The sequence below is a fragment of the Enterobacteriaceae bacterium Kacie_13 genome (assembly GCA_013457415.1).
GTDB lineage: Bacteria > Pseudomonadota > Gammaproteobacteria > Enterobacterales > Enterobacteriaceae > Rahnella.
This window is the reverse complement of record CP045665.1, coordinates 65968-90381: the sequence shown is the minus strand read 5'-3', so window position 1 is coordinate 90381 and position 24414 is coordinate 65968. Positions and strand designations below refer to the sequence as shown.

At 56.2% G+C, this 24414-nt stretch carries 23 protein-coding genes; 20 read left to right on the top strand and 3 right to left on the bottom strand.

Features of this window, described 5'->3' with window-relative positions:
• Nucleotides 1-7: 7 nt before the first annotated feature.
• From uca to GE278_00335, 16 genes are all read left to right on the top strand, one after another.
• Nucleotides 8-3640 (top strand): urea carboxylase, encoded by a 3633-nt coding sequence (uca, locus tag GE278_00410; GenBank protein ID QLK59339.1) that lies wholly within the window; start codon nucleotides 8-10, stop codon nucleotides 3638-3640.
• Nucleotides 3641-3667: 27 nt separating this feature from the next.
• On the top strand, nucleotides 3668-4393 hold the full coding sequence (locus GE278_00405; protein ID QLK59338.1) for an FCD domain-containing protein: 726 nt from the start codon (nucleotides 3668-3670) through the stop codon (nucleotides 4391-4393).
• A 69-nt stretch (nucleotides 4394-4462) separates the two neighbouring features.
• A complete protein-coding gene (gene urtA, locus GE278_00400) occupies nucleotides 4463-5731 on the top strand; it encodes an urea ABC transporter substrate-binding protein (GenBank protein ID QLK59337.1) in 1269 nt (422 codons plus the stop codon).
• 66 nt (nucleotides 5732-5797) lie between these two features.
• Complete coding sequence (gene urtB, locus GE278_00395; protein ID QLK59336.1) at nucleotides 5798-7366, top strand: urea ABC transporter permease subunit UrtB; 1569 nt, start codon at nucleotides 5798-5800, stop codon at nucleotides 7364-7366.
• Complete coding sequence (urtC, locus tag GE278_00390; protein ID QLK59335.1) at nucleotides 7366-8439, top strand: urea ABC transporter permease subunit UrtC; 1074 nt, start codon at nucleotides 7366-7368, stop codon at nucleotides 8437-8439. Before urtB ends, urtC begins: the two co-directional genes overlap by 1 nt.
• A gap of 8 nt (nucleotides 8440-8447) precedes the next feature.
• Nucleotides 8448-9245, top strand: a complete 798-nt coding sequence (gene urtD / locus GE278_00385; protein ID QLK63155.1) for an urea ABC transporter ATP-binding protein UrtD — start codon at nucleotides 8448-8450, stop codon at nucleotides 9243-9245.
• 10 nt (nucleotides 9246-9255) lie between these two features.
• Nucleotides 9256-9954, top strand: coding sequence for an urea ABC transporter ATP-binding subunit UrtE (gene urtE / locus GE278_00380; protein QLK59334.1), 699 nt, complete (start codon nucleotides 9256-9258; stop codon nucleotides 9952-9954).
• 231 nt (nucleotides 9955-10185) lie between these two features.
• On the top strand, nucleotides 10186-10860 hold the full coding sequence (locus GE278_00375; GenBank protein ID QLK59333.1) for an isochorismatase family protein: 675 nt from the start codon (nucleotides 10186-10188) through the stop codon (nucleotides 10858-10860).
• Between the two features lie 97 nt (nucleotides 10861-10957).
• Nucleotides 10958-11659 carry a DUF2877 domain-containing protein gene (locus GE278_00370; protein ID QLK63154.1) on the top strand — a complete coding sequence of 234 codons (702 nt, stop codon included), beginning with the start codon at nucleotides 10958-10960 and terminating at the stop codon, nucleotides 11657-11659.
• A 92-nt stretch (nucleotides 11660-11751) separates the two neighbouring features.
• Entirely contained in the window at nucleotides 11752-13290 is a 1539-nt protein-coding gene (gene fdrA, locus GE278_00365) for an acyl-CoA synthetase FdrA (GenBank protein QLK59332.1), read from the top strand.
• A complete protein-coding gene (locus GE278_00360; protein QLK59331.1) occupies nucleotides 13290-14699 on the top strand; it encodes a DUF1116 domain-containing protein in 1410 nt (469 codons plus the stop codon). The genes fdrA and GE278_00360 overlap by 1 nt, the downstream gene beginning before the upstream one ends.
• Complete coding sequence (locus GE278_00355) at nucleotides 14696-15658, top strand: carbamate kinase (GenBank protein ID QLK59330.1); 963 nt, start codon at nucleotides 14696-14698, stop codon at nucleotides 15656-15658. The genes GE278_00360 and GE278_00355 overlap by 4 nt, the downstream gene beginning before the upstream one ends.
• Nucleotides 15659-15668: 10 nt before the next feature.
• On the top strand, nucleotides 15669-16061 hold the full coding sequence (locus GE278_00350; protein QLK59329.1) for a glutamyl-tRNA amidotransferase: 393 nt from the start codon (nucleotides 15669-15671) through the stop codon (nucleotides 16059-16061).
• Between the two features lie 31 nt (nucleotides 16062-16092).
• Nucleotides 16093-17313, top strand: coding sequence for a cytosine permease (locus GE278_00345; protein QLK59328.1), 1221 nt, complete (start codon nucleotides 16093-16095; stop codon nucleotides 17311-17313).
• Nucleotides 17314-17423: 110 nt separating this feature from the next.
• A complete protein-coding gene (locus GE278_00340; protein QLK59327.1) occupies nucleotides 17424-18329 on the top strand; it encodes a LysR family transcriptional regulator in 906 nt (301 codons plus the stop codon).
• 31 nt (nucleotides 18330-18360) lie between these two features.
• The gene (locus tag GE278_00335) at nucleotides 18361-18744 is read left to right on the top strand and encodes a hypothetical protein (protein ID QLK59326.1); all 384 of its coding nucleotides are present in this window, start codon (nucleotides 18361-18363) and stop codon (nucleotides 18742-18744) included.
• 69 nt (nucleotides 18745-18813) lie between these two features.
• On the opposite strand, the gene GE278_00330 is transcribed toward GE278_00335, so the two are convergent.
• Complete coding sequence (locus GE278_00330) at nucleotides 18814-19062, bottom strand: GlsB/YeaQ/YmgE family stress response membrane protein (GenBank protein QLK59325.1); 249 nt, start codon at nucleotides 19060-19062, stop codon at nucleotides 18814-18816.
• A 416-nt stretch (nucleotides 19063-19478) separates the two neighbouring features.
• Between GE278_00330 and GE278_00325 the strand changes: the two genes are divergently transcribed.
• Complete coding sequence (locus GE278_00325) at nucleotides 19479-19736, top strand: DUF1471 domain-containing protein (GenBank protein QLK59324.1); 258 nt, start codon at nucleotides 19479-19481, stop codon at nucleotides 19734-19736.
• 166 nt (nucleotides 19737-19902) lie between these two features.
• A complete protein-coding gene (locus GE278_00320) occupies nucleotides 19903-20346 on the top strand; it encodes a GNAT family N-acetyltransferase (GenBank protein ID QLK59323.1) in 444 nt (147 codons plus the stop codon).
• 45 nt (nucleotides 20347-20391) lie between these two features.
• On the opposite strand, the gene GE278_00315 is transcribed toward GE278_00320, so the two are convergent.
• Both GE278_00315 and GE278_00310 read right to left on the bottom strand, forming a co-directional pair.
• On the bottom strand, nucleotides 20392-21027 hold the full coding sequence (locus tag GE278_00315; protein QLK59322.1) for a glutathione transferase: 636 nt from the start codon (nucleotides 21025-21027) through the stop codon (nucleotides 20392-20394).
• A gap of 108 nt (nucleotides 21028-21135) precedes the next feature.
• The gene (locus GE278_00310; protein QLK63153.1) at nucleotides 21136-23046 is read right to left on the bottom strand and encodes a methyl-accepting chemotaxis protein; all 1911 of its coding nucleotides are present in this window, start codon (nucleotides 23044-23046) and stop codon (nucleotides 21136-21138) included.
• Between the two features lie 338 nt (nucleotides 23047-23384).
• On the opposite strand from GE278_00310, the gene GE278_00305 reads away from it, so the two are divergent.
• Entirely contained in the window at nucleotides 23385-23921 is a 537-nt protein-coding gene (locus GE278_00305; GenBank protein QLK59321.1) for a hypothetical protein, read from the top strand.
• Between the two features lie 5 nt (nucleotides 23922-23926).
• A complete protein-coding gene (locus tag GE278_00300) occupies nucleotides 23927-24406 on the top strand; it encodes a GNAT family N-acetyltransferase (GenBank protein QLK59320.1) in 480 nt (159 codons plus the stop codon).
• Nucleotides 24407-24414 lie beyond the last annotated feature (8 nt).

Sequence of the window (24414 nt, the reverse complement as noted above, 5' to 3'; positions counted from 1 at the left end):
CACACCTATGTTTACGACTGTTCTGGTCGCCAACCGTGGCGAAATTGCCTGCCGCGCCATCCGTACGCTGAAACGCCTTGGAGTCACCAGCGTCGCCGTGTATTCCGACGCCGACCGTAACGCGCCGCACGTCGCCGATGCCGATATCGCCATCGCGCTGGGCGGTGAAAAGGCCAGCGACAGCTACCTGATGATCGACAAAATTCTGGCCGCCGCGAAAGAAACCGGCGCGCAGGCCATTTATCCCGGTTATGGCTTTTTATCCGAAAGCGCCGAATTTGCCGAAGCCTGCGAAACCGCAGGCATTGCGTTTATCGGCCCGACCGCCGGACAAATCCGCGAATTCGGCCTCAAACACCGCGCTCGTGAATTAGCCGGAGCCGCACAAGTGCCAATGACGCCGGGCACCGGTTTGCTGGCAAGCATTGAAGACGCGGTGATTGCGGCGGCGAAAATCGGTTATCCGATCATGCTCAAAAGTACCGCAGGCGGCGGAGGCATTGGCCTGACGCGCTGCGACGACGAAGACGGATTGCGCGCCGCGTGGGACAGCGTGAAGCGCCTCGGCGAGCAGTTTTTCCGCGATGCGGGCGTGTTTCTGGAACGGTTTGTGGATCGCGCCCGTCACGTCGAAGTGCAGATTTTTGGCGACGGTAAAGGCCGCGTGGTGGCCCTGGGCGAACGCGACTGTTCCCTGCAACGCCGCAATCAGAAAGTGGTAGAAGAAACGCCAGCACCGAACCTGCCACAAGCCAGCCGTGAAGCCCTGCATCGCGCCGCCGTGCAGCTGGGCGAATCGGTAAATTACCGCAGCGCCGGTACCGTCGAATTTATTTATGACGCCGCGCGCGATGAGTTTTATTTCCTCGAAGTGAATACCCGTCTGCAAGTTGAGCATCCGGTCACCGAAATGGTCACCGGGCTGGATCTGATCGAATGCATGCTGCGCGTCGCAGCGGATGAACCGCTGGACTGGCCTGCAATGGAAAAAGCGCCACAGGGCGCATCGGTAGAAGTGCGCATTTACGCCGAAGATCCGCTGAAAAACTTCCAGCCGAGTCCCGGCGTACTGACCGAAGTCTTTTTCCCTGAAAACGTGCGCGTCGATGGCTGGGTGTCTACCGGCAGCGAAGTCTCGGCGTTTTACGACCCGATGATTGCCAAGCTGATCGTCCACGGTACCGACCGTCAGGAGGCGCTGGCGAAAATGTCCGCCGCGCTGGCCGCCACCCGTTTGCATGGCATCGCCACCAATATTGATTATCTGCGTCAGGTGGTAGCCACACAGGTGTTCCGCGACGGCGACATGTGGACACGGATGCTCGACAGTTTCACCTACGCGCCGAATGCCATCGAAGTGATCGCACCCGGCACCTACAGCAGCGTGCAGGACTATCCGGGCCGTCTCGGTTACTGGGATATCGGCGTGCCGCCGTCCGGCCCGATGGATGATTTTGCGTTCCGCCTCGCCAACCGCATTGTCGGTAACCATATTGATGCCGCCGGTCTGGAATTCACTTTGCAAGGTCCGACGCTGCGTTTTCACTGCGACGCGACCATTGCCCTGACCGGCGCACACTGCCCGGCGGATCTTGATGGCGAGACGGTGAGCTACTGGCAGCCGGTGACGGTCAAAGCCGGTCAGACACTGACGCTGGGCCGCGCCACGCAAGGCTGCCGCACCTGTCTTGCGGTGCGTAACGGTGTCGACGTGCCGGTCTATCTCGGCAGCCGTTCGACCTTCGCGCTCGGGCAGTTTGGCGGCCACGCCGGCCGCACGCTGCGCGTCGCCGATATGCTGACAATTTCCCAGCCCGAACTCGCCGCCTGCACCACACCCGCGCCGGTCGGTTTACCGCAGCCTGCGGCGGAAAACATCGTGCCTCAGTATGGCGATCTGTGGAACATCGGCGTGCTGTATGGCCCGCACGGCGCACCGGACTTCTTCACCAAAGAATCGATCGATACCTTCTTCGCCGCCGAATGGCAGGTGCATTACAACTCCAACCGCCTCGGCGTGCGTCTGGTCGGCCCGAAACCACAGTGGGCGCGGCAGGACGGCGGTGAAGCCGGTCTGCATCCGTCGAACGTGCATGACTGCGAATACGCCATTGGCGCCATCAACTTTACCGGCGATTTCCCGGTGATCCTGACCCGTGACGGACCAAGCCTCGGCGGTTTCGTCTGCCCGGTGACCATCGCCAAAGCCGAGCTGTGGAAAGTCGGGCAGGTGAAACCGGGCGATAAAATCCGCTTCCATCCGGTAAGTTTTGAACAAGCACAGGCGCTGGAACTGGCGCAGCAGGGCACCATCGATTCGCTGATGCCAGTGAACGCCATGGCGCTGCCGGTGCCGTCGCTGATGCCGGACACTACCGCGTCCGCCACCCTCCTCGCGGCATTACCGGCAACAACGGAGCGTCCTTCGGTGGAATACCGGCAGGCAGGCGACGGCTACGTGCTGATTGAGTACGGCGACAACGTGCTGGATCTGGCGGTGCGGATGCGCATTTATCTGCTGATGAACGCCATCCGTGCCGCGGGTCAGGAGGGTATCGAAGAGCTGTCGCCGGGCGTGCGCTCGTTGCAAATCCGCTATGACAGCCGCGTGCTGCACCAAAGCGCGCTTCTTGAGCATTTACTGACGCTCGAACAAAGTCTGGCGGATGTCAGCCAGCTCAAAATCCCGACCCGCATCGTACATATGCCGATGGCGTTTGAGGATTCCGCCACGCTTGGCGCGGTGGAACGCTATCAGCAAACCGTGCGCGCCGATGCGCCGTGGCTGCCAAATAACGTCGATTTCATCCAGCGCACCAACGGGCTGGCAAGCCGCGACGAAGTCAAAAACATCATTTTCGACGCCAGCTATTTAATTCTCGGGCTGGGCGATGTGTACCTCGGCGCGCCATGCGCGGTGCCGGTCGATCCGCGCCATCGCCTGCTCAGCTCTAAATACAATCCGGCGCGCACCTACACCGCCGAAGGCACGGTCGGCATCGGCGGGATGTACATGTGCATCTACGGCATGGATTCGCCGGGCGGCTATCAGCTGGTCGGCCGCACGCTGCCTATCTGGAATAAGTTTCTTAAAAATGAACAGTTCAAAAACGGCGAGCCGTGGCTGCTGCATTTCTTCGATCAGGTGCGCTTCTATGAAGTGACCGAAGCGGAACTGGATGTCCAGCGCGACGCCTTCCGCGAAGGCCGTGCACAGGTGCGCATCGAAGAGACAGAGTTCGATTTTGCGCAATACACCCAATTCCTTGCCGACAACGCCGCCGATATCGCTGACTTTCGCACAAAACAGGCAGAAGCCTTTACCAAAGAGGTCGCGCACTGGCATGAAGCAGAAAGCGCGGCGGTGGAAGTGGCTGCCAACGCCGTCCAGTTAGTGGAGGACGACGTGGATCAGGACGGGCATCTGGTCAGCGCCGATCTCAACGGCAATATCTGGAAAATCCTGGTTGAACCGGGCCAGCAGGTGGTGGAAGGCCAGCCGCTGATTGTCGTCGAGGCCATGAAAATGGAGCTGTCGGTCAACGCGCCGTGCGCCGGAACGGTATTGAAAATCAGCTGCCAGCAGGGCCGTCCGGTCGGACCGGGCGATGCGCTGCTGTGGCTGGATTTAGCGGTTTAAGCAGGTGAAAACCACAAGGGACTTTTTATGCAACTGACAGGCGCCAAATCGACACGTACGAAAAGCAGCCGTCCTGAAGGGCTGGCGGAACGTATTTATCAGCAGCTGAAGGCCGATATTTTCAGCTTCCGCCTGCTGCCGGGCGACCGCTTCAGCGAGAACGACATCGCCGATCGCATGGAAGTCAGCCGCACGCCGGTGCGTCAGGCGCTGTTCTGGCTCGAGCGCGAAGGTTACGTGGAAGTGTTTTTCCGCAGCGGCTGGCAGGTGCGTCCGTTCGATTTCGACTTCTTCGAGCAGTTGTACGACCTGCGCATTGTGCTGGAGCTTGAAGCGGTAAAACGCCTGTGCGCCTGCCCGCCGGAAGCGCAGCCCCTGCAACTGGCCGAGCTAAAGGATTTCTGGATAGACCAGCCGCGCCTCGAAGACGGCCAGACGGTATCGCGCTTTGACGAAGAGTTTCACATGACACTGGTCGCTGCCGCCGGTAACGCCGAAATGGCGCGTATTCACCGCGAGCTGACCGAAAAAATCCGCATCATCCGCCGGCTGGATTTCACCAAAGACGAGCGGGTGAACGCCACCTACAAAGAACACGCGAGCATTTTGCTCGCCATCATCGGGCAACGCACTGAGGAGGCACAACGCCAACTACATGACCATATTGCCGTCAGCAAAGCCGAGGTGCGCAAAATTACCCTGCATATGCTGCATCAGGCCCGGGCGGAGAATGACGGAAACCTTCCGTCATGACTTTTTTAAATGTGTTTTCGACTTTCACCATAACAGCGTTCTCTTCACTCAATCTCAGAGGGTACATCTATGCAACGTCGACGTTTTATTAAAGCCTTTGCTCTGTCCGCTACCGTAGTCAGCATGGGATTAGCCTGGAGTGCTCAGGCCGCCGAGACCATCAAGGTGGGCATCATGCACTCCCTATCCGGCACCATGGCGATTTCTGAAACGCCGCTGAAAGACATCGCCCTGATGACCATTGACGACATTAACGCTAAAGGTGGCGTACTCGGTAAAAAGCTGGAACCGGTGGTGGTCGATCCGGCCTCTAACTGGCCGCTGTTCGCCGAAAAAGCCCGTCAGCTGCTGACGCAGGATAAGGTCGCCGTGGTGTTTGGCTGCTGGACGTCGGTTTCGCGTAAATCAGTGCTGCCGGTCTTCGAAGAGCTGAACGGTCTGCTGTTCTACCCGGTGCAATATGAAGGCGAAGAGATGTCGCCGAACGTATTTTACACCGGCGCTGCGCCTAACCAGCAGGCGATCCCGGCGGTAGAATATCTGATGAGTGAAGACGGCGGCGCGGCCAAACGCTTCTTCCTGCTCGGCACGGATTACGTCTATCCGCGCACCACCAACAAAATTTTGCGTGCCTTCCTGCATTCCAAAGGCGTGAAAGACAGCGATATCGAAGAGGTCTACACCCCGTTCGGTTACAGCGATTATCAGACTATCGTCTCCAACATTAAGAAATTCTCAGCAGGCGGCAAAACGGCGGTGATCTCCACCATCAACGGTGATTCCAACGTGCCGTTCTACAAAGAGCTGGCGAACCAGGGCGTGAAAGCGACCGACGTACCGGTGGTGGCGTTCTCGGTCGGCGAAGAAGAGCTGCGCGGCATCGGCACCAAACCGCTGGTCGGTGACCTTGCGGCGTGGAACTACTTCCAGTCCGTCGATAATCCAACCAATAAGAAATTCGTCGCCGAATGGAAGGCTTACGCCAAAGCCCATAAGTTGCCGAACGCCGATAACGCCGTGACCAACGACCCGATGGAAGCCACCTACGTCGGCATCCATATGTGGGCGCAGGCCGTCGAGAAAGCCGGAACGACAGATGTGGATAAAGTTCGCGCCGCAATGGCCGGACAGACCTTCGCCGCCCCTTCTGGTTTCACGCTGACCATGGATGCGACCAATCACCACCTGCATAAACCAGTGATGATCGGCGAGATTGAATCCAACGGTCAGTTCAACGTGGTCTGGCAGACTGACAAACCGATCCGCGCCCAGCCGTGGAGTCCGTACATCGCGGGTAACGACAAAAAACCAGACACTCCGGTGAAAACGACGAATTGATTTTTAGCTTCCTCCCCTGCCCAGGGGAGGAGCAATCCACAATCAACTTTTTGCGGCGAGAACATCATGAGAATCCTCTTCAGGCCACTACTTTTCCTGCTTTGTTGCCTTCCGTTGCTGGCCGAAGCGGGTGCGGCGAATGATTTTGCAGCCGCCAGCCGCAGCCAGCAAGCCACGTTATTACAACAATGGGCGGCGGATCCGCAGCCGGAAAGACTGCCGCTGCTGGAGGCGTTGAAGCAGGAAAACGTCGTCATCGACGAATCGAAGCACGCTTTCATCCAAAACGGCGACCAGCTCACGTCGCTGGAAGGGGATGCCAGACCGCAGGGCGATACCAAAAAAGTGTGGCTGAACAACCGCCTGCGCATTCTGATTGCCAACGCCCTTTCCGCCCACCGTTTAGTCAGCACCGACAGCGCCGTGCGTTTGCAGGCGGCAAAATCCTTACAGCGCGAAGCGCAGGCCGATCAGCTGCCGTTGCTGACCCATCGTTTTGAGCTGGAAAAAGACAGCACAGTGCATAACGCGCTGGCCATCGCACTGGCGAATTTACAGCTGGCGGACGCGAGACCGCAGGTGCGACTGAAAGCCGTCGAGCTGCTCGGCACCTCCGGCGACCCGGATACACAAGGCCGGCTGCAAAGCCTGACCGATCCGAAAACCGAAGCCGATGCCACCGTGCGCGCCGCCGCCGTTGTCAGTCTGAAAGCGGTGCAGCACCGGTTGCTGATTGGCGATCTGCTCGGGCAGGCGTTTACCGGTTTGTCACTCGGCTCGATTCTGCTGCTCGCAGCGCTGGGGCTGGCAATTACCTACGGTCTGCTGGGCGTGATTAATATGGCGCACGGCGAGATGCTGATGCTCGGCTCCTATTCCACTTATATGGTGCAGTCTCTGTTTCAGCACTACGCGCCGGGGCTGCTGGCGATTTACCCGCTGGTCGCACTGCCGGTGGCGTTTTTCATCACCGCCGGAATCGGCATGGCGCTGGAGCGCACGGTGATCCGCCATTTGTATGGCCGTCCGCTGGAAACGCTGCTGGCAACCTGGGGTATCAGCCTGATTTTGATTCAGGGTGTGCGTGTTCTTTTTGGGGCGCAGAACCTCGAAGTCGCCAACCCCGGCTGGCTTTCCGGCGGCATTCAGCTGCTGCCGAATCTGGTGCTGCCTTACAACCGCATTGCGGTGATCATTTTCGTCCTGCTGGTGCTCGCGCTGACGTGGCTGCTGCTCAATAAAACACGCCTTGGCATGAACGTGCGTGCTGTGACGCAAAACCGTGCGATGGCGGCCTGCTGCGGCGTGCCGACCGGCCGCGTCGATATGCTGGCGTTCGGCCTCGGTTCCGGCATCGCAGGCTTAGGTGGTGTGGCGCTCTCGCAACTGGGCAACGTCGGCCCCGAACTCGGTCAGGGTTATATCATCGACTCATTCCTTGTCGTGGTGCTCGGCGGCGTCGGGCAACTGGCGGGGACAGTGGTCGCAGCCTTTGGTCTGGGCATTGTGAACAAAATTCTTGAGCCGGAAATCGGCGCGGTTCTGGGGAAAATCCTCATTCTCGCGCTGATTATCCTGTTTATTCAGAAACGTCCACAGGGACTCTTCGCCTTCAAAGGCCGGGTGATTGACTGATGAGCCAACCTCTAACCCTAACCGGCGTGCAGAAAGCGCCGAAAATTGCGATTTCCGTGGGCGCGTTGGTGTTGATTGCGCTGATCGTCATGCCGTTTCTGGCGCTGCTGCCGGCGGAGAATCCGCTTTCGATCTCCACATATACTCTGACGCTGGTCGGCAAGATCCTCTGCTATGCGATCGTCGCGATCGCCCTCGATCTGGTATGGGGCTACGCCGGTTTGCTGTCGCTCGGTCACGGGCTGTTTTTCGCCCTCGGCGGTTACGCGATGGGCATGTACCTGATGCGACAGGCCGCGGGCAATGGCCTGCCGGATTTTATGTCCTTTCTCTCATGGACCGAGCTGCCGTGGTTTTGGGCAGGCACTCAGCACTTCGCGTGGGCGCTGTGCCTGATTGTCCTCGTGCCCGGTACGCTGGCATTTGTGTTTGGCTACTTTGCCTTTCGTTCGAAAATCAAAGGCGTCTATTTTTCGATCATGACCCAGGCGCTGACCTACGCCGGAATGTTGCTGTTTTTCCGCAATGAGACGGGCTTTGGCGGCAATAACGGGTTCACCGGTTTCACCACCCTGCTCGGTTTTCAGGTCACCGCCACCGGTACCCGTGTCGGATTATTTTTGATGACCGTTTTGGTTCTGGTCGCCAGTCTGGCCCTCGGCTTTGCGCTGGCGCGCAGTAAATATGGCCGCGTGCTGACCGCCGTGCGCGACGCCGAAAACCGGCTGATATTCTGCGGCTACGATCCGAAAGGGTTCAAGCTGTTTGTCTGGACGGTGTCCGCGATGCTGTGCGGGCTGGCGGGGGCGCTGTACGTCCCGCAGGTCGGCATCATTAATCCGGGCGAGATGTCACCGACCAACTCCATCGAAGCCGCGATCTGGGTGGCGCTCGGCGGGCGCGGCACGCTGATCGGCCCGATTCTGGGCGCAGGCATCGTTAACGGCGCGAAAAGCTGGTTCACCGTCGCCATTCCCGAATACTGGCAGTTTGTGCTCGGCGGTATGTTCATTGTCGTGACGCTGTTCCTGCCGCACGGCGTGATTGGCCTGCTGCGCAAGAGGAAATCCTGATGAGTCCGATGACCATGACCGAAGATCTGTTTACCCAGCCGCATCTGGCGGACAGGCACCGCGAACAGACTGATCCGATTTTGCAGCTGGAAAACATCAACGTCAGTTTTGACGGTTTTAAGGCACTGACCAACTTGTCTCTGAACATCGGTGTCGGCGAACTGCGCTGTGTGATTGGCCCCAATGGCGCGGGAAAAACGACATTGATGGACGTCATCACCGGCAAAACCAAACCGCAGAGCGGGCGGGTTTTTTACGATCAGCGCACCGATCTGACCAGACTCGATCCGGTGCGCATCGCGCAGTCCGGCATTGGCCGTAAATTCCAGAAGCCGACGGTTTTCGAAGCGCTGACTGTATTCGAAAATCTGGAGATCGCGCAGAAGACCAATAAATCAGTCTGGGCGTGTCTGCGCGCCAAAATGAACAGCGAACAGCGCGACCGCATCGATGAAATGCTCGGCACGCTGCGGCTCTCGGCGGAACGGCATCGTCCGGCGGGTTTGCTGTCGCACGGCCAGAAACAGTTTTTGGAGATCGGCATGCTGCTGGTGCAGGAACCGCATTTGCTGCTGCTCGACGAACCGGCGGCGGGCATGACCGACGCCGAAACCGAATACACCGCCGAGCTGTTTAAACAGCTGGCGGGCAAGCATTCGCTGATGGTGGTCGAGCACGATATGGGATTTGTAGAAAGCATCGCTGACCACGTCACCGTGCTGCATCAGGGGCAGGTGCTGGCGGAAGGCTCGCTGAAACAGGTTCAGGCCAACGAGCAGGTGATCGACGTTTATTTAGGACGCTGAGGAAAGAGTTATGTTGCAAGTGAGTGAACTTAATCAGTTTTACGGCGGCAGCCACATTCTGCGCGGCCTGTCGTTTGAGGCGAAAATCGGCGAAGTCACCTGCCTGCTCGGGCGCAACGGCGTGGGTAAAACCACGCTGCTCAAATGCCTGATGGGGCTTATCCCGGCGAAATCCGGCACTATCAGCTGGCAGGATCAGGTGATAAACACCCGCAAACCACATCAGCGCGTACAGGCGGGCATCGCCTATGTCCCGCAGGGGCGCGAAATTTTTCCGCGCCTGACAGTAGAAGAAAACCTGCTGATGGGGCTGTCACGCTTTTCCGGTAGCGATGCGAAACAGGTACCAGACGAAATCTACCACTTGTTCCCGATCCTGCTGGAAATGAAACATCGCCGCGGCGGTGATTTATCCGGCGGCCAGCAGCAACAGTTGGCGATTGGCCGGGCGCTGGCCTGCAAACCCGGCCTGCTGATCCTCGACGAACCCACCGAAGGCATTCAGCCGTCTGTTATTAAAGAGATTGGCGCGGTTATTAAACAACTGGCCGCCAAAGGCGATATGGCTATCCTGCTGGTCGAGCAATTCTACGACTTCGCCGCCGAACTGGCCGACAGCTACCTGGTGATGTCACGCGGCAGCATCGTGAAGCGCGGTCGCGGGGAAGAAATGGAGGCGGAAGGTGTGCGGGGGTTGGTGGCGATTTAACCCGTATCACACTCCTTCAACAAATTTTCCCCAACCAACGGCGTGCCAGCATCAAATTGTTTGCTGCGCGCCGTGGGCATTTGCGCTGCCTCACACTTATTTCTGCCGAAAAATCCCTCTGCAAAATATTCGGCGCTGGCCGGTAAATCATTTCGCTGTTGCCACCCGCCGACCTCCTTATACTTCCCCCAGAGACTTATTTCCCCACATTGGATGTTCAGGAGATTGACGATGACAACGCATAAATTTCAGGCCGAACCTTTCGCGTTACCTTTTGATCCGCAAACCACCGCGCTGGTAATGATCGACATGCAGCGTGATTTCGTTGAACCCGGCGGGTTTGGCGAAGCACTGGGCAACGATGTTTCATTAGTGCGCACCGCCATTGCGCCGTGCAAAAAAGTGCTGGATGCCGCACGCGCTCACCAGATGTTGGTCATTCACACCCGCGAAGGACACCGCGCTGACCTGAGCGACTGCCCGCCAGCTAAACTGACTCGTGGTGGCCAGACATTTATCGGCACCAAAGGCCCGATGGGCCGCATTCTGGTGCGCGGTGAAGTCGGTCACGACATCATTCCTGAGCTCTATCCGGTGGCCGGTGAACCGGTTATCGATAAACCGGGCAAAGGCGCGTTTTACCAGACTGATCTGCATTTGGTGCTGCAAAATCACGGCATCAAAACCCTCATCGTCTGCGGCGTGACCACCGAAGTGTGCGTCACCACCACCGTGCGCGAAGCCAACGATCGCGGCTTTGAGTGCATCATTCCTCAGGACTGCGTCGGCTCCTATTTTCCTGAGTTCCAGAAATACGCACTGGAGATGATCAAAGCGCAGGGCGCCATTTTCGGCTGGGTCAGCGATGCCCATGCTATCGTCAGAGCCTTAAACGCGAAGGTGTAACGTGCATCTGCCCATCGTGTCCGTCGGTTATCTGGCTGCGCAGCGGCTGACTCAGACCGGGCTGCAACTGAAGATTCATAGCCGCTTTCAGCACGCGATGAATTTCATGGCGGATGACGGACACCTGCTGACGCTGCTCGATGCCAGCCGGTATCCGAACCTTCCCGATGCGGTACGCCTTCAACTGCCGCCTTCCTGGGACTGGCGGGAAATGAGCGGCAAACTGGCGGGGCTGGATAGCGCTGATATCTGGCAGCCGGAACTTCGGTTAGCGCAGGCCGCAGAAAAACCACTGCACTACGCCACGCTGGCAGACGAACTGGGTAAACAGCCGGTGGAAAGCGAATTAATGCTGCTGCCCAGTGGTGATAGTTCGAAGCGCCAGCCACTGATTTCGCTGCACGACCCCCTCGATCAACTGACGTTTCAGGTGGCGAGGTTAGTCGGCTTCGGACGCGGATTGACGCCGGACGGCGACGACTATCTGCTCGGTTATCTGGCCGCATTATGGCGGTGGCAGGAGGTGGCAGCCATCGCCGGACATGCCCGTCAGATCCGGCAAATTATCGCCGGGCAGCTCGTCTGGACCAACGACATCAGCGCGCATTATCTGCGGCGCGCGCTACACGGGCATTTCTCTGAGCCATTGTGTGAACTGCTTGCGCTGCTGACACTTTCCGCCAGCCACGCACAAATTACGGCAGCGACTCAGAAGGTGATGCAGTGCGGTGCCAGCTCAGGAGCGGATTGTCTGGCCGGTCTGCTGCACGGAATGCGCACGCTACAGACCGCGTTGTAATCACTCTTTTTCTTCATGCCGGATGCCTTTCATCTCTCCGGCACGGGATCCCTTTGCCTGAAAATCAGGCAGTAAGAACACAGGTAATTGTTATGAGTGTCATGTATCAGGTTTTCAATAACATGTATCAGGACTCTGTTTCGCTGATGCAAATCTCTGCCAAAATTAACAAACAGCCGGGTATTGAGCAGGCATCGGTAGTGATGGGGACACAAACTAATCTGGCGCAGCTGGCCGACGTCGGGCTGGGTAATGACGTCAAGGCCGGTCCCAATGATCTGATTATCGCCGTCATGGGTGACGAAGCAGCCTGCAACGATGCCATAACGCTGGCGCGCGAACTGCTCAACAGCAAGCCGAAGGAAACCAGTAACGACGGCGTCACCGCACCCAATCTGGTCAGTCTGGACATGGCGCTGGAGCGTCATCCGGAGATCAATCTGGCGCTGATTTCGGTGCCCGGCGATTACGCCGCCGCCGAAGCAATGAAAGCATTGCAGCTGGATATGAACGTGATGCTGTTCAGCGATAATGTCAGCCTTGCGCAGGAAAAGCAGATCAAAACGCTGGCCCGTGAGAAAAACCGGCTAGTGATGGGCCCGGACTGCGGTACGGCGATCATCAACGGCATGCCGCTAGGCTTCGCTAACGTCGTGAAACGTGGCGCTGTGGGCGTGGTCGGCGCGTCGGGGACCGGCGTGCAAGAAGTCACCTGCCGCGTGGATCACCTCGGCGCGGGCATTTCTCAGGCACTCGGCACCGGCGGCCATGATCTGCATGAAGAGATCGGCGGCATTTCTATGCTCTACGGCTTGCAGATGCTGGCCGAAGACCCGCAAACGCAGGTCATCGTACTGATTTCCAAACCGCCAGCCCGCGACGTGGCAGAACGTATTCTTGAGCAGGCAAGCGCCTGCGGCAAAACGGTGGTGGTGAATTTCCTCGGTGCCAACCCCGCAGATATCACCCGCGATCGCGTTTTCGCCGCCACCACTTTATCGCAAGCTGCTGATATGGCTGTGGCACTGCTTGATGGCAAACCCTCAGTGACAGAGTTCGGCGACATCATCAACCCTGAGCAATGCCATGAATTACCGGCAACGCGCACCGATATTCGCGGCGTCTTTGCCGGTGGCACCTTCTGTTATGAAAGCCAGCTGATTTGTCAACAGCAGGGCTTTAGCGCGACCTCCAACACACCGGTTTTTGGCAACAAAAAGCCCGATGATTTGTGGCACAGCAGTGGTCACACCGTGATCGACATGGGCGATGACGATTACACCCGAGGCAAACCGCACCCGATGATCGACCCGACCCTGCGCAATCAGCGCATTGCCGCCGAATTAAACGATCCGCACACCGCCGTTCTGCTGTTTGATCTGGTACTCGGTTACGGCGCCGCCGCGGAACCGGCAACCGAGTTGCTGGAAATTCTCGCGCAGCATCCGCGTGACCAACGCCCGATGCTGGTCGCCCACGTCTGCGGTACCGAAGCCGATCCGCAACAACGTTCACGTCAAATAGCCTCATTGCGCGAGGCTGGCGTTTGGGTTGCCGAATGTAATGCGCAGGCCGCGCTATGGGCCTGCCAGATTGCCCGCATTCAGGCTGAAAAGAAGGAAGCACAATAATGAATACATTACTGAATCAGCCACTTTGCGTGGTCAATGCCGGTCTGAACAGCTTTGCTGACAACCTGAAAACCGCCGGTGGCGAGGTGGTGCCGCTCAGCTGGCAGCCGCCTGCGCTGGGCAATATCGAAGCCGGGCTGGAACTGGCGCAGCTACTGCGTCATCCGCTGGTAGAGCAGGCTAATGAGGTGGCTTTCGCACGTTATCTCAGCGCCCAACCAGCGCTGGTTGACGTACTGTTCGCCCACGAAGCGATTCCGGCAATGGCCGAACGCAAACTGATCCTACACTCCGGCCCACCGATTGCCTGGCCGGACATGTGCGGGCCGGTGAAAGGCGCGATTATCGGTGCCGTTCTGTTGGAAGGCTGGGCAACCGATCATCAACATGCCGAACGCATAATCGAATCAGGAAAAATTGACCTCGAGCCTTGCCATCATTATCACGCCGTCGGCCCGATGGCCGGGATTATCAGCCCGTCGATGCCGCTGTGGGTGATTGAAAACAAAACCAACGGCCAGCGGGCGTACAGCAACTTCAACGAAGGACTGGGCAAGGTTTTACGCTTCGGCGCCAACAGCGACGATGTATTGCAACGCCTGAAATGGATGAGCGAAGAACTGGCGCCAGCCATGAAAGCCGCGGTTCATTACATCGGCGAGCTGGAACTGAAACCGCTGATGGCGCAGGCCCTGCACATGGGCGACGAAGTGCATAACCGCAACGCGGCGGCGACAGGATTGCTGATCAAACGTCTGGTGCCTGCGCTGCTCGACTGCGGCCTGCCGCTGGCTCAGTTGCAACGCTGCGTGGAATTTATCACTGGCAACGATCACTTCTTCCTCAATCTGTCGATGGCTGCCTGCAAAGCGATGATGGATGCCGCCGCTGGCGTGCCTTACAGCTCGATGGTCACCGTTATGGCGCGTAACGGCGTTAATTTCGGCATACGTCTTTCCGGCACCGGCGACCGCTGGTATCAGGCACCGGCTAATCCGGTGGAAGGCTTGTTCTTCCCAGGCTACGGCGTGGAAGAAGCCGCCGCCGATCTGGGTGACAGCGCCATCACCGAAACAGCCGGTGTCGGTGGCTTTGCAATGGCATCGTCTCCGGCGATTGTGAAATTCGTCGGCGGAACGCCAGCCGATGCTTCTAATAACAGCCGCAAAATGCAGTTAATCACCCTTGGCGGTAATCCGGCATTTACCCTGCCTGCGCTGAATTTCGCGCCGACCGCTGCGGGTATCGACGCCCGTAAAGTCGCCGACCGCGGCATCCTTCCGATCATCAATACCGGCATCGCCCACAAACAGGCGGGCGTCGGCCAGATTGGCGCGGGCATCACCACCGCACCGATGTCCTGTTTTGTCGATGCCCTTCAGGCGCTGGCTCAGGAGATCCCGGCATGAACAAACCGTTAGCCGTGGTGGCCGTCGGCGGCAATGCGCTGATCGTCAATGAACAGAAAAACAGTATTCCTGACCAGTATCAGGCGGTGGTCGAAAGCGTCCGTCCTGTCGTCGATATGATTGAAGCGGGTTGGGACGTGGTCCTGACCCACGGCAACGGCCCGCAGGTCGGATTTATTCTGCGCCGCTCAGAGCTGGCTGCCAGCGAAGTCGCCCCGGTACCGCTCGATTATGCGGTCGGGGACACGCAAGGCGCCATTGGTTACATGTTCCAGAAAGCGCTATTAAACGAGCTAAAACGGCGCGGCATTTCGCGTCCGGTGGTAGCGCTCGTGACGCAGACGCTGGTCAGCGCAGAAGATCCCGCGTTTCAACATCCGATCAAACCGGTTGGCGCTTTTATGGATGAACATATCGCGCGCCAGCGTCAGCAGGAACTGGGCTGGAGCATCGCCGAAGACGCCGGGCGCGGCTGGCGCAGAACCGTGCCTTCGCCACTGCCGCTCGACATTCTCGAGCGTGAAACCATCAGCACCTTGTTGGTACAGGGTTGCATTGTGATTGCCTGCGGCGGCGGCGGGATCCCGGTAGTGCGCAATTCCCACCATCAGCTCGAAGGCGTGGAAGCCGTGATCGACAAAGATCTGGCATCAGCGCTACTGGCCGAGCAGCTCGGCGCCGATCTGCTGCTGATCCCGACCGGTGTCGAACAGGTCGCAGTGAACTTCGGTACGCCGCAGCAACAGTGGCTTAGCCAGCTGACCGTGACTCAGGCCGAAACTTTTATTCATGAAGGGCAATTTGGTGCGGGCAGCATGCAGCCGAAAGTCGAAGCCATCGTGAAATTTATCAATAACAGCCAGCAACAGGGAAAGAGTGCCAAGGGGTTGATAACCACCCCAGACGCGATAAAAGCGGCACTCAATCATCAGACCGGCACCTGGATCTCTAACATTTAAGGATAAAACGATGGAAAACAATGTACTGCTCGCCGTAAACGGCACACTGATGCGCGGTCTGGAACTGAACCCTAATATGACTAAAGTCGGCGGCGTTTTCGTACGCGAAGACAGCACCGATGCACATTACCGTGTGTGGACGATTAACGATCGCCATCCGGGCATGATCCGCGTTTCACAGGGTGGAAATACCGTCAGTCTGGAAATTTGGTCACTGCCGCCCGCGTCATTCGCCGCGTTGTTAAGCAGCGAACCGGCCGGACTTTGCATCGGCAAAGTGAAATTACAGGACGGCAGCGAAGTTCTTGGCGTACTGGCCGAACCCTGGCTGGTCGAAGGGCAAACTGAAATCACCGAAACCGGCGGCTGGCGCCAGTACACCGGACATCACCACACAGCCTGATGGATCAGCATCGACTTAAAAGGATTAGGTTATGCGTAAAACAGAAAGTGCTCCAACCACGGCGTCAGGCTTGCGTATTGCGGTGATTTTACTCGGCATTGCGGTCACGCCGGTTTTGCTCTCTTCCTCAAGCCTCGGCAATCAGCTGTCCGGTTCGCAGCTCATCACCGTGGTGGCGTTGGGTGGAATTATCCTCACGCTGCTTTCCGCCATCACTATCTGTGTGGGTGAAAAAGCGCGTCTGCCGACCTACGGCATTGTGAAATACGCCTTCGGCGAGAAAGGCGCGGTGGCGATTAACATTCTGATGGCGGTCAGTCTGTTCGGCTGGATTGCGGTCACTGCCAATATGTTCGGCCATTCGGTACATGATTTACTGGCGCAGCACGGGCTGGAATTACCGACCTCCATCCTCGTGGCGCTGGGTTGCTGTCTGTTTGTCGCCTCGACTGCCTTTGGTTTCGCCGTGCTCGGCAAAATCGCGCAGGTCGCGGTGCCGGTCATTGCGCTGGTGCTGTGCTACATCCTGTATGTCGCAACCCACGGCACGGCGCCGGTGCTGGAGAGCGTCAGCCAGATGAACACCGGCGTTGCGGTGTCTACCGTGGTCGGCACGATCATCGTGTTAGTCGCCACCCTGCCGGATTTCGGCAGTTTCGTGCATAACCGCAAACATGCACTGATTGCGGCAGCGGCAGCATTTCTGGTGGCCTACCCGTTGCTGTACTGGGCCGGTGCGATGCCAAGTGCCCTGAGCGGTCAGGGCTCTTTATTAGGGGCAATGGCTACCTTTGGCGCGGTCTTACCGGCAGCCCTGTTGCTGATTTTTGCCTGCATCACCGGCAATGCGGGGAATATGTTTCAAGGCACGCTGGTGGTGTCCACCCTGCTGACCCGCTTCCCGAGATGGCAAATCACGCTGGCACTCGGCGTACTTTCAGCCGTGGTGGGCAGCATGGACATCATGGCGTGGTTCATCCCTTTCCTGCTGTTTTTGGGCATCGCCACGCCGCCGGTAGCTGGGATCTATATTTCCGACTTTTTCCTCTATCGCCGCAACGGCTATCAGGCTGAGGTGTTAACACGCGAACCACAAATCAAGCTGCTGACCTTTATCGCCTGGCTGCTCGGTTCAGCCGTTGGATTTATGACGGTCAAAGGAATGATCACACTGACGACTATCCCGTCGGTGGATTCAATTCTGGTGGCCTGCGTCTGTTACGCCCTGTTTAGCCGGATGCAAAAACGGTAATTTTTAAGAACGCTTTCTGCGGGTGGGCTTTCTGTAGAAAGGAATTGCGTCATAATGAAGGGAAATCTGTCATAGCGGCAGATTTCCCTTTTTCGCTGGCAGGAGTGCCTGTGGTTATCTCTGACGAAAGTATTCGTATCGTCCATTTAGTGGCGAAATACCAAAGCATCACCACGGCCGCCGAACAGCTCAATAAAGTGCCTTCGGCCATCAGCTATACGGTCAAAAAACTGGAAGAGAGTCTGGGCGTGGCGTTGTTTATCCGTAAAGGCAGCCATATCGGGCTGACCCCCGCCGGCCACTATTTTATCCAGCACAGCAAAACCCTCCTCAGCGATCTCGATGCCCTGAAACGTAACACCACCTTGATCCACGAAGGTGTGGAGCAAGAGTTTATTATCGCCGTAAATAACATCGTGCCGACGCCGGTACTGGTGGAATTTATCAGCGAATTCGAGCGGGCATTCCCCTCAACGCGACTGATGCTCAACGTCGAAGTCTACAACGGCTGCTGGGACGCGCTTTACAGCAAACGGGCCGATCTGGTGATTGGCGCACCGCACAATGTACCGAGCACCGAAGGCATCATCAGCGAGGCACTCGGCCTGTTAGAGTGGGACTTTGTGGTAGGTCCGCAACACCCGCTGGCAACCTTGATGCAACCGCTGACCAACACTGAGCTGAGGCACTATCCGGCAGTGTGTATTCGCGACACCGCCGTGAACTTCGCGCATCAACAGGCGTGGCTACTTGAAGGACAAAAACCACTGTTTGTCCCTGATTTCGCGATGGCCATGGCGCTTATTCAACGCAATATCGGTATCGGCTACATTCCCCATCATTTGGCGTTGCCGCTGTTGAACAATGGCATGCTGACTAAAAAACCCATGCAGGAACATAAACATGCGACACAACTTTTCCTCGCTGCTCGTTCTGACAGCCGGGGAAAAGTGTGTCAATGGTGTCTGGATTATCTGCTGGAATCGGGGGTTAAGGGGGAGCTGTGCGGGAAGTGAATATTTGTCACCTCAGATGAAGATGCAGCTAATGCCAAAAATCAAAAGTCAGGAAGCACTGGTGCGTCAGCGCAAACGCTGGGTAAAGCTTGCATTGCTGCTGGCGATCATTGCCGGGTGTTATTTGTGGTGGAAGCAGGGAAAACTGATTTCAGAAACCTGGAGCCCGAATAAGCAATATGTGGTGCGCGAATACCGGACGTTCAATTTTATTCCGCGCATGACGATGCCGGGCGACGGCGGACATTATTCCGGCTATATCCGCGTGTACAACCGTGAGGGCAAGCAGTTCTACGAAGAGTATTCAGACTTGCTCGATTTCATCGAAGGGCCGTTTTGGGCAAAAGAAGGGGTTTACTGGATGGGCAATGAGTATCAGGACATCGTGAGATTACCGACGCCTCCGGTGGATTGACGTTTTTGAGAAATAAAAAAGCCGCAACACGTCGCGGCTTTTGTCTTCTTCAGGCGTAATGGAAAACCATTAGCTCCTAATTTTGCGGTAGATAAACAGAACCACAATCGCACCGATCACCGCGACAACAAAGCTGCCGAAGTTGAAACCGTCCACGCGGCCAAAGCCGAAGAACGTACTGATGTAACCACCCACCACAGCACCGACAACACCCAGTACTACGGTCAGAATAAAACCACCGCCATCTTTGCCTGGCATGATCCACTTAGCCAGAATACCTGCAATAAGACCAAAGATGATCCAGGATAAAATTCCCATTTTCGACTCCTCCGAATAAATTTCCGTTACCGTGAATATTGTTCAACCAAGTCGGCCAAACAAAAGCAGAACCGTTGAGACTCCGCAAACTGGGTGGCAGGTTTATTTTCATGCCCCACGCACAACCCTTTCTCTTACTACCCTGAAAGCGTAGCACTGAATCAACAAACCCGCCAAAAATCAGCAAGAAGGAGAAAATAGCAGCAAATGATGACGTTTTTTAAGGCAACGTCAGCATCAACGCGGCTTTCGTCAGGTACCCGCACAGGGGCGTAAAATTGCGTAAAAAGTAGACCAAATATTTTGAATGACTTACTCAAATCAATCCGTTTTTCATCTCCCTTCATCAGGCCTATTATACCTCCATCGAAAGGCAACCACCTTTCACTCATACAAACCTGAATGGAATACTTATCATGAAAAACGTCAAAATTTTTGCTGTAGCTGCTACCCTCTCCCTGATTTCTTTCGGTAGCTTCGCGGCTCAGCAGGTCACTCAGCCATCCGGTGACATGCAGAAAATCGGTGTTATTTCTGCGGCTAACTCCACCACTCTGAGTGGCCTGGAAGCAAAATTGTCACAGCAGGCGAAAGACGCCGGTGCTTCTTCTTACCGCATCATCTCGGTGACCGGTAACAACAAACTGCACGCTGACGCAGAAATCTACAAATAATTGCCCTGATCAATTTCCTTTCAAAAAGCCTGTGGAAGCGCAAACTTCCACAGGCTTTTGTCGTTTTGCTCCCAAAACCTAAGAATTTTCGTATCTGAAAGATTGCAACTCCTATGTCTGGTTAACTATTCTGGTTTTTTCGTTCGCCTGCAAAAGGAAGAAAGTCATGAAGACACGTCTCACCCACGCCCCGACTACCGACGATCTCGATGAAATTAAAATTGCTCTGCGTACTTTCAACAGAAGCTATATTCAGCCGTCAAAATTTCGCGAGTTAGGGATTTTTGTTGAAGATGAAAGTGGCAAGAAACAAGCCGGGATTGTGGCTGAAACTGTCGGAAACTGGATGTACATTCAGATGCTGTGGGTCGATGAGTCGCTGCGCGGAAAAGATGTCGGCACGCAGCTGATTACCGAAGCGGAAGAAGAAGCCAAAGCGCGTGGCTGCCGTTACGCGCTGGTCGATACCTTCAGTTTTCAGGCCCGCCCGTTCTATGAACGCATGGGATACCACATGCAGATGGCGCTGGAAGATTACATTGCGGACTCCCGCGCGCCGCAAGATGCGCCTTCCACCCATACGCGCTTTTTCCTGACCAAATCGCTGTAATCCGGTTTTCGCGCAGTCAGTTTTTCGGCTTACTGCGCACCTGTTTTATTTCTTCGCTGATAATTCCAGCCACTCTAAAACTGAAGGTCTTTGCCATTGCGCCTCGGCGTAAGCGGCGAGTTTTTCTGGCATCGGATCGCCGTTTAAGTGCAGACGGTTAAGCATCAGCGCCAGATCCACATCCGCAATACTCCATTCACCAAACAAATGCGTTTTATCGCCAAGCAGACGTTCTGCTGCATCAAAGAGCTTTTCTGCCGCCTGCTGACCTTTGGCGGAAAGCGTCGGGCGTTTCGCGCCGGCAAACACCACTTCGGTCGAACGTTCTTCACGGATGGGCATCAGATCACTGCGCAGCCACGCCTGAACTTCACGGGCTTTGGCGCGGTTTTCCGGATCACCCGGATAAATCGCAGGAAACGTCGGCGCAGGAAACAGCTCATCGACATATTCATCAATCGCGGAAGATTCGGATAACACGAAAGTGCCGTTGGTGAGCGTCGGCACGCGGCGAGTGACGGAAATCGCCGAATAGCTTTCCTTCAGGTTCTCCGCTTCAGCCAGATCGACAGTTTCCAGTTCAAACGGAATGCCTTTTTCAGTCAGCGCAACAAAGGCGGACATCACGTAAGGACTGAAATAATTGGCGTCGGAATACAAAATCAGCGAAGGCTGGCTCATGGCGAACTCCTGAAGAAATAAAGCAAAAGGATAAAAAACATAGCGCAGAAAAGGGGATGTGTCGTCAGAAAAAGCCTTCTCCCCGGCGGGAGAAAGCTTTGTAAATCACTATTTCAACCGGAACACCTGAACGATTTCGTTGAGACGGCGTGCCTGATCTTCCAGCGACGCAGAAGCAGCCGATGCCTGCTGCACCAGCGCGGAGTTTTGCTGGGTAACGCCGTCCATCTCATGCACCGCCTGCGTGACCTGGCTGATGCCGCGCGACTGCTCGTCAGACGCCGAGACGATTTCGCTCATGATGTCCCGCACGTCGGTGATCGCTTTCATGATCTCTTTCATCGTCTCACCGGCATTTTTCACCAGCCCGACACCGTGATCGACGCGTGAGGTAGATTCCGCGATCAGTGCGGAAATTTCTTTTACCGCGTCGGCGCTGCGCTGTGCAAGGCTGCGCACTTCCGATGCGACTACCGCAAATCCGCGCCCCTGCTCGCCCGCACGGGCGGCTTCCACCGCCGCATTCAGCGCCAGAATATTAGTCTGAAACGCGATGCCGTTAATAACCGAGGTGATGTCAGAAATACGGCGCGAACTGTCGTCAATCTCGCCCATGACGCCAACAACGTCGGACATAATGCTATTCCCTTTCCCGGCAATCGTGGTGGCATTTTCGGTCAGTTCGGTAGCAATGTGCGCGTTATCAGCGTTTTGTTTAACCGTAGCGGTCAGCTGTTCCATGCTGGCGGCGGTTTCTTCCAGCGCGGCAGCCTGTTGCTCAGTTCTCGAAGCCAGATCGATATTCCCCGCTGCAATTTGCGACGCGCCGCTGCCGACGGCGTGGCTGGTAGAAATAATGTCAGTCACTACGTGCCGCAGCTGTGCCTGCATGGTTTGCAGCGCGAAGAAGATGCTGGTCCGGTCATTTTTCTGCGTCACAATCGGATGCGTTAAATCGCCGTCGGCCACCGTCAGCGCGATTTTCGCAGCGTCCGCCGGTTCACCGCCGACCGGTCGCAGCACTTTGCGGGTGAAAATAATGCTCAGCACAGCAAAAACTACCACGATGCTCAGCACCATCAGCACCAGCGCGGAATACAACTGTCGCGTGCTCTCTTTCATCACCGCGTTGACCGGCGCCACAATACCCAGCATCCACGGCGTGCCGGTATTGCCAATCTGAATCGGCACAAATTCGGCGAAGGCTTTTTCGCCCAATACAGGATCATGCTGCTCACTGCTAAAAAATGTGCCGGTCTGAATGCTTTTCAGCAACGGCGCATCATTTTCCAGTTTTTGCGTCACCTGATCTTTTTTCGGTGAAGAGATGTAATTGCCGGATTGTGAAAACAGCATCGCATAACCGCTGCCCTGATAAGGTTTGATGCCATTGACCATAGTCTGCAAAGTTTGCAGCGAGAAATCCGCCGTGACCGACCCGAGGAATTTGCCCTCGACGATGATCGGTACAGCAATCGATGTCAGCAGCGTATTCACGCCGTTGTACGGATAGCTGTAAGGTTCAAGGACGACTTCCTTTTTGAGCTTACGCGGCAGCAGATAATAATCACCGCTTCCCGGCGTTTCGTAATCAGTGAGATTGTGCAGTACGACATTGCCGCTGGTGTCACGGTCAACGTAGCGGACATAGCGACCGTCCGGATCCTGTCCTGGCTGCGCGGCTAACTCGTCATCTTTGCCATCGAACGCATCCGGCTCCCACGCCAGCGACATCGAAAGAAAGTCCGGGTGATTTTTGAGGGCGTTTTGCAACAACGTATCGGCAAGTTTGCGATCGGCGTGTCCGGCTTCGCGCAGGCTCAGCATGCTCTGCCCCAGATCGCGGGCGGCATAGAGGGCGGTATCGAGTTTCTGACGGGCGAGATAGCCGTCTGTATTGGCTGTCTGCTGGAGATAACGGCGGGCGATATCACGCTGCTGATTGGCGGACTGCCAGCTCAGCAAACCAACCGTAATGATGTATCCCAGACTGATGGTCAGTAGCCCGACAATTAGCATCAGCGTGCGGGTGCGCATCGCCCTATTTTGCTTTGGTTTTTGCTTCTTTGGCGCAGCCGTGGCCGCAGGTGAGAACGCCTGAATCTGACTCATAAAACTCCCCGGAACAGTCAACGTGCTGTGAAAAACTCACTGTGAAAAATGGGTTATCTGTCCCTGATACATGTCCTCTGAGGATGAGCAGGAATTCCGTTATCGTCTGAATTATCGGCACCGGCTGGAGATGCTTTAGCCAAAACGGTAAATATCCGCACCGGAAAGATAAACGTTCGCATCCTGCCCACGTCTCCCTATACTGCTGTTATGTCGGCTGATTCAGACCTGTTCAGGAAACTCCTATGAAGTCATGGCTTTTACCTCTGTTGCTGCTTGTGCCGCTGTGCTCACAGGCGGCATCGACGCCGAAAGAAATCAAAACCCGCTTTAGTCAATTTAAGGTAGGGGATAAGACCATTTGCCTGGATGACGTGACCTACGCCAACAACAATAAAATGAAGGTGATTGAGAACGGCTTCGTGGTCTCTAAGCGTAAAAATGTGCTGATTTATCAGAGCAATACGCTGTTTTTGTTGGGCAATGAGGTCACGGTAAACATCAAAGCGATCATCGAAAGCCGGATTGGCAAAACGTCGTTCAATAATCAGTTTAAGCAGGCAATGATTCAGGTCGAAGGACTCGACGATCCGGCACGCGCCAACGAGAAAGCCAAAATCATTCAGTCTTTCCAGGAGGTCGTGGCAGATAAAGACAATCAGACGCCGTACAGCTCGGTGGCGCTGACTGACAATGGCTACATCATCACGCAGGCCGAAAGTCATTCGACCACCATTAGCGAATGCTATGTGACACCGTATAAAAAACCCTCAAAGGAGTGATGTCTGTGACCGTTTTATCCCCGATGCGCGAGACCTATTTTCCGCAATTTTTAGCGCAACTCGCCGCAGATTACGCCAGCGAAAATATCCGTTCTGGCCGCTGGCCGCAGGAAAATGCGCTGACGCGTTCGCAAAGTGAGTTGAAGAGATTGCTGCCACAAGGCACCGCCACGCCGGACAATTATTTGTTTGAAATTAAAACCGATCCTGAAGGGCTGACAGCCGGTTATATCTGGTTTGCCGTTAGCGAACGCCAGGGCGAGCGCAGCGCTTTTATCTATGAAGTGTCCGTGTTTAGCGAATTTCGCCGTCAGGGCCATGCCCGCGCCGCGTTTTTACAGCTGGAAGGAAGAGTGCGCGAGCTGGGTTTGAAATCCATCGGGCTGAATGTGTTTTACCACAACAGCGCAGCCCAGGCGTTGTATACCAGCCTGGGTTATGCACCCACCAATCTGACGATGGTGAAAACGTTAAAAACGGATTGACCGCACTG

Excerpts from the sequence above, each read along its gene's own strand:
- urtD (QLK63155.1), top strand. The coding sequence starts at position 8,448 with ATGACCATGACCGAAGATCTGTTTACCCAGCCGCATCTGGCGGACAGG.
- urtE (QLK59334.1), top strand. The coding sequence starts at position 9,256 with ATGTTGCAAGTGAGTGAACTTAATCAGTTTTACGGCGGCAGCCACATT.
- uca (QLK59339.1), top strand. The coding sequence starts at position 8 with ATGTTTACGACTGTTCTGGTCGCCAACCGTGGCGAAATTGCCTGCCGC.
- urtA (QLK59337.1), top strand. The coding sequence starts at position 4,463 with ATGCAACGTCGACGTTTTATTAAAGCCTTTGCTCTGTCCGCTACCGTA.
- GE278_00405 (QLK59338.1), top strand. The coding sequence starts at position 3,668 with ATGCAACTGACAGGCGCCAAATCGACACGTACGAAAAGCAGCCGTCCT.
- GE278_00350 (QLK59329.1), top strand. The coding sequence starts at position 15,669 with ATGGAAAACAATGTACTGCTCGCCGTAAACGGCACACTGATGCGCGGT.
- GE278_00305 (QLK59321.1), top strand. The coding sequence starts at position 23,385 with ATGAAGTCATGGCTTTTACCTCTGTTGCTGCTTGTGCCGCTGTGCTCA.
- urtB (QLK59336.1), top strand. The coding sequence starts at position 5,798 with ATGAGAATCCTCTTCAGGCCACTACTTTTCCTGCTTTGTTGCCTTCCG.
- GE278_00360 (QLK59331.1), top strand. The coding sequence starts at position 13,290 with ATGAATACATTACTGAATCAGCCACTTTGCGTGGTCAATGCCGGTCTG.
- GE278_00335 (QLK59326.1), top strand. The coding sequence starts at position 18,361 with ATGCCAAAAATCAAAAGTCAGGAAGCACTGGTGCGTCAGCGCAAACGC.
- urtC (QLK59335.1), top strand. The coding sequence starts at position 7,366 with ATGAGCCAACCTCTAACCCTAACCGGCGTGCAGAAAGCGCCGAAAATT.
- GE278_00330 (QLK59325.1), bottom strand. The coding sequence starts at position 19,062 with ATGGGAATTTTATCCTGGATCATCTTTGGTCTTATTGCAGGTATTCTG.
- fdrA (QLK59332.1), top strand. The coding sequence starts at position 11,752 with ATGAGTGTCATGTATCAGGTTTTCAATAACATGTATCAGGACTCTGTT.
- GE278_00310 (QLK63153.1), bottom strand. The coding sequence starts at position 23,046 with ATGCTAATTGTCGGGCTACTGACCATCAGTCTGGGATACATCATTACG.
- GE278_00355 (QLK59330.1), top strand. The coding sequence starts at position 14,696 with ATGAACAAACCGTTAGCCGTGGTGGCCGTCGGCGGCAATGCGCTGATC.
- GE278_00315 (QLK59322.1), bottom strand. The coding sequence starts at position 21,027 with ATGAGCCAGCCTTCGCTGATTTTGTATTCCGACGCCAATTATTTCAGT.
- GE278_00370 (QLK63154.1), top strand. The coding sequence starts at position 10,958 with ATGAATTTCATGGCGGATGACGGACACCTGCTGACGCTGCTCGATGCC.
- GE278_00375 (QLK59333.1), top strand. The coding sequence starts at position 10,186 with ATGACAACGCATAAATTTCAGGCCGAACCTTTCGCGTTACCTTTTGAT.
- GE278_00325 (QLK59324.1), top strand. The coding sequence starts at position 19,479 with ATGAAAAACGTCAAAATTTTTGCTGTAGCTGCTACCCTCTCCCTGATT.
- GE278_00320 (QLK59323.1), top strand. The coding sequence starts at position 19,903 with ATGAAGACACGTCTCACCCACGCCCCGACTACCGACGATCTCGATGAA.
- GE278_00345 (QLK59328.1), top strand. The coding sequence starts at position 16,093 with ATGCGTAAAACAGAAAGTGCTCCAACCACGGCGTCAGGCTTGCGTATT.